The sequence below is a fragment of the Desulfosarcina sp. genome (assembly GCF_041551955.1).
GTDB lineage: Bacteria > Desulfobacterota > Desulfobacteria > Desulfobacterales > Desulfosarcinaceae > Desulfosarcina.
Map to the genome: position 1 here is coordinate 20,825 of NZ_JBFELV010000014.1, position 7,320 is coordinate 28,144.

Here is a 7,320-nt window from a genome sequence, read left to right on the forward strand (position 1 = left end):
ATTGAAATTTACGCCCCAACGAATTTTCAATACGGCAATCTTGTCGATCGTGCTGCTGTGTGCAGCCGATACGGTCCCTGCCGCCGGCCTGTCGGGCGGCGCACCGGCCAATGCCGGCTACACAAACACCGATGTCATCCTGCTGGTATCTTACATTCTGCTGGCCTTGGTTTTCTCCTTCCTGTGCAGTGTCGCCGAAGCGGTCCTTTTGAGCATAACCCCCGCCTACATCGCCGGTCTGCGAGAGACAAAGCCCAAACTCGCCGTGTTGCTGAAACAGTTGAAACTGGACAATGTGGACCAGTCCCTGGCCGCCATCTTGACCTTGAACACCATTGCCCATACGGTGGGGGCGATCGGCTCGGGTTCCAAGGCGACGGTGGTGTTCGGAAGCGCCTGGTTCGGCCTGTTTTCCGCTGTGATGACGCTGATGATCCTGTTCCTTTCTGAAATCATCCCCAAAACCATCGGTGCTGTCTACTGGCGATCACTGACCGGACTCACGGCCCGATTTGTCCGCGGATTGATTTGGGCATTGTATCCACTGATCTGGCTCTCTGAAACACTGACCCGCCTGATCGCCCGCGGCAAAACCGCCAGTGTGTTCAGCCGCGAAGAATTCATCGCCATGGCCGGCCTTGGGGAACGCGCCGGGAAAATCGACCCGCATGAGTCACGGATCATCCGCAATCTATTTCGCTTCGGCTCGTTGACAGCCAGTGACATCATGACGCCGCGGACGGTGATTACGGGTCTGGATGAGGGCATGAGCATCACCGGCGCCCTGGATGCCAAACCATCCGTTTCCTTCTCGCGCCTGCCGATCTTCCGGACGAACCTGGACCACATCACCGGTTTCATTCTCAGGGACGATTTGCTGCTCGCCAAAGCACAGAACGACGGTGACAGTAAAATCGAAACGCTCAAGCGGACGATCAAAACGGTTCCCGGCAACCTGTCCCTGACAGACCTGCTCGAATTCTTCCTCGACCAGCGCCAGCAGATCGCTCTGGTGGTCGATGAGTATGGGGGGACCCAAGGGCTGGTGACGACCGAGGATGTCGTCGAAACCCTGCTCGGCATGGAGATCGTCGACGAGATGGACACGGTCGAAGACATGCAGGCCATGGCGCGGCGTCAATGGGCCAAGCGGGCCCGGACGCTGGGGCTGGCGGTCAATCCCCTGGGAGAGACGCCGGTGGCCACGAATTCAAACGAAACAAGCCGTTCGAAAACAGCGCCAGACAAACCAGTTGTCTGATGCGCCGCCACCTCCCGGACCTCGTGTTTGAACCGGCCACAACATACGATCAATAACGCCGCGAAAGGGGTCCACCTGGCAAAGCACAGCCCGCCAAACTGATGGACGTACCATGCCCCCTGATTTTCGCGACACGCTTCAATGCACACCCGCCATCGACGGCGACCATCCTCGCGTGACGGTCTTCGCCCACTCCCATGCGGACGGTGCGGCAAAGGCCAGAGACCAGGCGGTCTGCCTGTATTATGCCGTTCGTGACGGCATCCGCTACGATCCCTATCTGATCGACCTGTCCGTGAAAGGAATGCGGGCCAGCACGACGCTGGCGTCCGGACGCGGCTGGTGCGTGCCCAAAGCCGTGCTTCTGGCGGCTTGCTGCCGGGTTCTGGGGATTCCCGCAATGCTCGGTTTTGCCGACGTGCGCAACCACCTGACCACCGCGCGACTGCGAAACCTGATGAAAACGGATGTCTTTTACTGGCACGGCTACACATCCATTTTCATCGATGGGCAATGGGTCAAGGCCACGCCGGCATTCAACATCGAGCTGTGCCAGCGGTTTGATTTAAAACCCCTCGATTTTGACGGTGCCGCCGACTCCATTTACCATCCCTTTGATCAACTGGGGAATGCGCACATGGAGTATGTGCGCTGCAGGGGTGAATTTTCGGACATCCCTCTGGATCGAATCCACAACACCCTCCAGCGACACTACGGCTCGCTATTGTCTTTAACCTCGGTTGATTCTGATGAAGATGAATGATGGGCGAGATTTCCGAAGGCATGCGCATCGACTTCGGCTATGCGGACGGCATTACCCCGGTGTTCGCAGTGCCTGGTAGCAGATAGGGTATATGGATTGGGCTCAGGATACCATATTGCGCATTTCCCCCAAGCGGTCAAAGGGGAGCCTGAAACGAACTGGCCAGCATGGTGGGGTGGATAAGCCCCTCTCCTGGCTCAATCCATTCAATACGGCCCAGGAGTTCTGTTATGCGGCGATCTCCCTTTTTTTCCATCGCCCAGGATGGGAAGCACCGGCCCATTAACTACCATATAATGTATTTCACAACTATCGCAAATTCCATATATGGTATAGCTGTGCTTTTACAACAATTAGGGGCCGGCCGACCCGCAGCCGGCATTCCATTCGATCCACCCCGGTCGCCATACCGATGGATCGATCTGCGGACCGTTGCAGAGATTGGCTGTCAGACGCTCTCCATATCGAACTCTTCAAAGCCATACCAAAAACCGGTATTGCTCAGGTGATCCAGTTCGAATTGGACCGCTTCGATGTGGTTGTCCTCGATTTCCAGAAACCGCGCAAACATGGCACGGTGACCGGATGCCACCTGATCGACCATTTCTTTGTAAAACCGGCTGGTTTCTATCTCCATCGCCAGCGCCTGTGAGAGCATCTGCTGTTGGAGTCCACGGGAATCTTCGCTGATTTTCGATTGAAGGGCGGCAGCCTCTTTGCGGATGGCTGTTTTGTCGGGGACCACCGATGCCAGCACTTCATTGCTGATCTCCCCACGTTTTTGCCACTCGTCGAGCCGGCTTTCCAGATAATCCACATGGCGTTGCTCGTCGTCTGCCAGGGTTTGAAATATTTTTTTTCCGGCAGGTTCATCGGTGCGGGATACCGCCTCGAGGTACAAATCTCTGATCCGGTTCTCGAATTCAAGTGCTGATTTGATGGCTGCTTCCAGTTTCATGGATTCCTCCTTTGGCTGATAAGTGGCTATGGATTGGCAGGTGTATAACCAATAATAGGGGTGCCAGCCCTGAAAAACAATGCTTCACATCGAAATGGTCGCCATCCGATGCGCATCACCGATCATGGGGATGTTTTGCCGATAGCGTCGAGGATGTACTGTGGAAGCGCAAATGCGCTGCGGTGAATGTCGGGAGTGTAGTAGCGGGATGCAATGCCGCTTTGGGAAAATCGCTGCTCAAGGGTCTTTACATCCTGTTGCCTCAGTTCCGGGTTGTCGCTGGCCCAACCGAAAGCCATGATGCCCCCGGCATAGGTGGGAACCGCCGCTGTAAAAAAGTGCCAGTCCTGGAACAAGGCTTCAAAATGCCTGGCCGATGACCGCACCTCATCCAACTGCAGGAAAGCCACCCCGTTTTGGGTAACCAGCACACCACCGGGTGCCAGGCAGGCTTTGCAGGCGGCATAATACGGCCGGCTGAATAGTTTTTCAGCCGGTCCATCGGGGTCGGTGCTGTCGGTCAGGATGACATCGAAGCGCTCATGGGTTTGCTGCAGGAAATGCAGACCGTCATCGATGACAATGTGGGCCCTGGAGTCCTCGAAGGCACCTTTGGAATGGTTCGGCAGATATTGGCGGCACAGATCGATGACCGACTGGTCGATCTCAACCTGGATTACCTGTTGGATGGTTCGGTGACGCAGCACCTCCCTGAGCATGGCACCGTCGCCGCCGCCGATGATCAGCACCCGTCGAACATCACCGTGGGCTAAAACGGGCACGTGCACCATCATCTCGTGGTAGATGAATTCGTCCGCCTCGGTGGTCTGGATGACGCCGTCCAGGGCCAGGACCCGGCCAAATGATCGGTTTTTAAAAATGAGCAGGTGTTGATGATCCGTACGAGCCTCGTAGAGCCGTTCATCGATCGTCAATAAATGATCGTAGCCGTTGCACACGCGCTCCCGGTAGTTGTCGGCCATCAGTTACGCCTCTCATGGGGTCATCGTTGGTCAATCTTTAATCACTTGAAACGCATGGGAATGGTGCAGACGGGAATCGGCACCATCTTATGCCGATTAATCCGGTTGAATTTCCTGAAAATGGCCAGCACCTCACGCTGCCTGGCATCAAGTGACGCTTCGTCACATTTGCCGGCATCGAATGCCATGGCCCACTCCAGTTCATCGTAGGTGGCCCCGATCTGACTCTCGTCGGAGCGGTTGTCGCTCCATAACCCGTCCGTTGGCGGCGCCTGAATAATTTCATCGATTATGCCCATCGCTTTGGCGAGCGCATAGACCTCTGATTTCATCAAGTCGGCAATGGGGGACAGATCCACTCCGCCGTCACCGTATTTGGTATAGAAACCCACCCCGAAATCCTCTACCTTGTTGCCGGTGCCTGCAACAAGCAGGCGGTGGTGGGTGGAAAAGCCATAGAGGGTGAGCATGCGCAGCCGGCTTCGGGTGTTGGCCATGCTCAAGTCGTCCTGTATGGCCTCGGGAAGGGCCCGTTGCAGGGATTGAAACGCCGGGGTCAGATCTACAGTTACACCTTCCACCGTGGGGTATTTCGCCGCAAGCCACTGGATATGCCTGTCGGCCCGGCTCACCTGATCGGCTGCCTGGCATATCGGCATGTTCAGCGCTTTGACTGCAGAGCCTGTCATGGCACACAGCGTCGAGGTCACCGCCGAATCAATGCCGCCGGAAACACCCACCACAAATCCGTTCATGCCAGAATGGTCAAGATACTGGGTGAGCCAATTGACGATATGATCGATGACAGCGAGGTGCTGCATAGGCCTATCCCTTCGTTAAACCGCGATAGCGAGCAAACTGAAAACGATTTTTTATCCTTACGGTGCTGCGCAGCACTGCCGTTACAGGCAGCCGATCCCCCGCTGCGTGGCGCGGGAGGATTCAATTATTCTACCGAAGTCAATCCGGCAGCAGGTCGTAAAAATACATCATCACATCCGAGCGGGTGATGATTCCGATGATACGGCCGTCTTCCACCACGGGCAACCGACCGATATCGTGGCGCACCATTGTCTGTGCCGCCTGGACGGGGCTTTTCCCCGGCTCGATACTGATTACCCGGCTACTCATGAAGGCCTTGACCGGAGCCTGAAGCTGGTCTTCCTTGCGGATCTTTTTGAAGTCCCGCCGCGATATGATGCCCACCAACGCGCCATCGTCCACCACCGGCAGGCCGGTGCAGCCGCGCTGGCGAAGGATTTTGGCCACCTCGGCCATGGATTGGTCCGGTGGAACGGAGAAAACGGGAAAGGACATCACATCGCTGATTTGAATCGACGAGCGCTGATTACCGTTGATGAGATCGACGATCATCTGTTCTGCGATCTCGGGTTTGACACCCTTGAGCATGGCGCTGCCGGCGCCGGGATGGCCGCCGCCGCCCATGCTCTTCATGAGGGTGCCCACGTCGAGCCCTTCGTTGTCACTGCGGCCGATGATCATGCATTTTTGCCGGCCGTTTTTTTCTTCGCTCACAAACAGGCCGAAAGCGGCATCGACGTTGACGATGTCGCGGTACATGCGTACGACCAAGGCCAGGTTGCCCACGTGCCCGTCGATGTGGATACGGCTGATACTGACGGAAAATCCATTTAGTTTCAGCCGGTTGTCTGATTTCAACATCTCGAAGAGGACATCCCTTTGTTTTTCCCCGTATGCAGGCCGCAGGAATTTAGAGACCAAGGAGAGGTCCGCTTTTCTGTCCAGCAGCCAACCGGCGGCATAGGCATCTTCAGCCGTGCAGGAGGAAAAAGACAGGTTGCCGGTATCTTCATACAGACCGGCCAGGAAAAGGGTCGCCTGGATGGGCGAAATCGTTCTGCGCTTGGCTTTGAGTTCACGCACCAACAGGGTGATCGTGGCACCGACAGCCTCCTGGCATTTCCACGACGCATCGATATCCCCGCCGGTATGGTGATCCCACACCAGCACCTCCAGGCCGCTGCGCCTGTTGAGCTTGGCGATGGGTCCCAGCCGAGCCCAGTCTGCCGTGTCCACAACGATCAGGCGAGTCACCTTGCCGGTCTCGATATTCCAGCGGTCCACATAGTCGAAGATGTCCTTGTGGATGGAGATAAAGGCGCGTACATTGGGATTGACGGTTCGGGGAATCGCGGCGACGGCCTCGGGATAGATCAATGTGGCGGCCACCAGAGAGGCAAAGGCATCGAAGTCTGCATTCTTATGGGTGGTGATCATCTGTGTCATGAATCAGTTGTCAGTCAGAGCGATTCCACTCAAGGGAAGCACGGGGGTTTTTATCCGCTGAAGGGGTATCCAATTGCAGCGGCAACCCGCGCTGGGACTTGTATTCCAGTGCCAGCCGGTGCTTCTCGATTTCGGTTTGGCTGTCGATGCTCTTTTTGGCCAGTAGATAGCGAAGGTAGACAATCCAGACGCCAATGCCCGTCACGACTGCCCCCAGGCTAATAAACACCCACTTGAAACGGATAATCGCATCGATGCCGGTGCGTCCGATATAGGTGATCATATTGGGGATGATCCAATATGCGATCACGCCTACAAAGATCAAAAACCCGATGATGAAAATGTTCATCCGGCTGATGCGGACCAGGATTGACTCCAGGCGGGATTCATAACCCGGCTCACAGGCGGCGTTGGCTTCGTCCCCTTGCAGTTCATTGCCGTGGAATATCGCCACGTAGGCTTTGACCACAAAGCCGAAGAGCAGCATGGCACCGACCGGGATGCCGATTGCCGCCACAAACCAGGCCCGAAACGGAAAGGGGCGCTCCCTGGTTTCAAGCCGCACCTGGTAGTTTTCGAAGGGACCGAAGGTCTTTTCGAAATAGTACTTGTTGAATTCGCTAAGGTTCTTGCCGCTGGTCTCATGGATGACGTTGCCATTGGCGTCGATGACCTGCAGCCAGGATTGTCGGCCTGATTTCATGGCAGCCAGGGCGAATATTTCCAGTTCCAGCAGAAACAGCCCGACAATGATGATGATGAAAAGGGTTTTGTTTTTCTGGATTAAATTACCGATACGCGTCGTTTTCACAGCGGGTCACCCTGCAACCCTTTCATCGGCACCGCCAACTGGGCGGATGGCTGAGTTCCTGTTTGCCCAATGCTTGCCATATCCATCAGAGCCCATGGTAGGCGTGTTCGAATTGAACCGCCAATTTAACACAGCGGTGCTTTTATGCACAATCTTTTTCGTGACCGTTCATGGGCTCGGCGTTCATCGCTAGCGGTTGCCCATCTTTTCGTTGAACGGTTAAACCTGGCCCCTCGAATCGCTGAATCGTTGAACCCAGAACCTCTGAACCCAGTA

General features: G+C 55.9%; 7 protein-coding genes. 2 read left to right on the forward strand and 5 right to left on the reverse strand.

Going from position 1 to position 7,320, the window contains the following annotated elements; translation table 11 throughout:
• Nucleotide 1: 1 nt before the first annotated feature.
• The gene (locus tag ABYV26_RS02240; protein ID WP_372677753.1) at nt 2-1,261 is read left to right on the forward strand and encodes a hemolysin family protein; all 1,260 of its coding nucleotides are present in this window, start codon (nt 2-4) and stop codon (nt 1,259-1,261) included.
• A 112-nt stretch (nt 1,262-1,373) separates the two neighbouring features.
• Complete coding sequence (locus ABYV26_RS02245) at nt 1,374-2,024, forward strand: transglutaminase family protein (protein ID WP_372677755.1); 651 nt, start codon at nt 1,374-1,376, stop codon at nt 2,022-2,024.
• A 448-nt stretch (nt 2,025-2,472) separates the two neighbouring features.
• On the opposite strand, the gene ABYV26_RS02250 is transcribed toward ABYV26_RS02245, so the two are convergent.
• The 5 genes from ABYV26_RS02250 to ABYV26_RS02270 form a co-directional block, all read right to left on the reverse strand.
• The gene (locus ABYV26_RS02250) at nt 2,473-2,982 is read right to left on the reverse strand and encodes a ferritin family protein (RefSeq protein ID WP_372677757.1); all 510 of its coding nucleotides are present in this window, start codon (nt 2,980-2,982) and stop codon (nt 2,473-2,475) included.
• Nucleotides 2,983-3,104: 122 nt separating this feature from the next.
• Nucleotides 3,105-3,965 carry a polyamine aminopropyltransferase gene (gene speE, locus ABYV26_RS02255; RefSeq protein WP_372677759.1) on the reverse strand — a complete coding sequence of 287 codons (861 nt, stop codon included), beginning with the start codon at nt 3,963-3,965 and terminating at the stop codon, nt 3,105-3,107.
• 41 nt (nt 3,966-4,006) lie between these two features.
• On the reverse strand, nt 4,007-4,786 hold the full coding sequence (gene nadE / locus ABYV26_RS02260) for an NAD(+) synthase (protein ID WP_372677761.1): 780 nt from the start codon (nt 4,784-4,786) through the stop codon (nt 4,007-4,009).
• Nucleotides 4,787-4,925: 139 nt separating this feature from the next.
• Nucleotides 4,926-6,233: a CBS domain-containing protein gene (locus ABYV26_RS02265; RefSeq protein WP_372677762.1), complete on the reverse strand. Its 1,308-nt coding sequence runs from the start codon at nt 6,231-6,233 to the stop codon at nt 4,926-4,928.
• Between the two features lie 10 nt (nt 6,234-6,243).
• Nucleotides 6,244-7,044, reverse strand: a complete 801-nt coding sequence (locus tag ABYV26_RS02270; RefSeq protein ID WP_372677764.1) for a hypothetical protein — start codon at nt 7,042-7,044, stop codon at nt 6,244-6,246.
• Between the last annotated feature and the right edge of the window lie 276 nt (nt 7,045-7,320).

Excerpts from the sequence above, each read along its gene's own strand:
- nadE (WP_372677761.1), bottom strand. The coding sequence starts at position 4,786 with ATGCAGCACCTCGCTGTCATCGATCATATCGTCAATTGGCTCACCCAG.
- speE (WP_372677759.1), bottom strand. The coding sequence starts at position 3,965 with ATGGCCGACAACTACCGGGAGCGCGTGTGCAACGGCTACGATCATTTA.
- ABYV26_RS02245 (WP_372677755.1), top strand. The coding sequence starts at position 1,374 with ATGCCCCCTGATTTTCGCGACACGCTTCAATGCACACCCGCCATCGAC.
- ABYV26_RS02265 (WP_372677762.1), bottom strand. The coding sequence starts at position 6,233 with ATGACACAGATGATCACCACCCATAAGAATGCAGACTTCGATGCCTTT.
- ABYV26_RS02250 (WP_372677757.1), bottom strand. The coding sequence starts at position 2,982 with ATGAAACTGGAAGCAGCCATCAAATCAGCACTTGAATTCGAGAACCGG.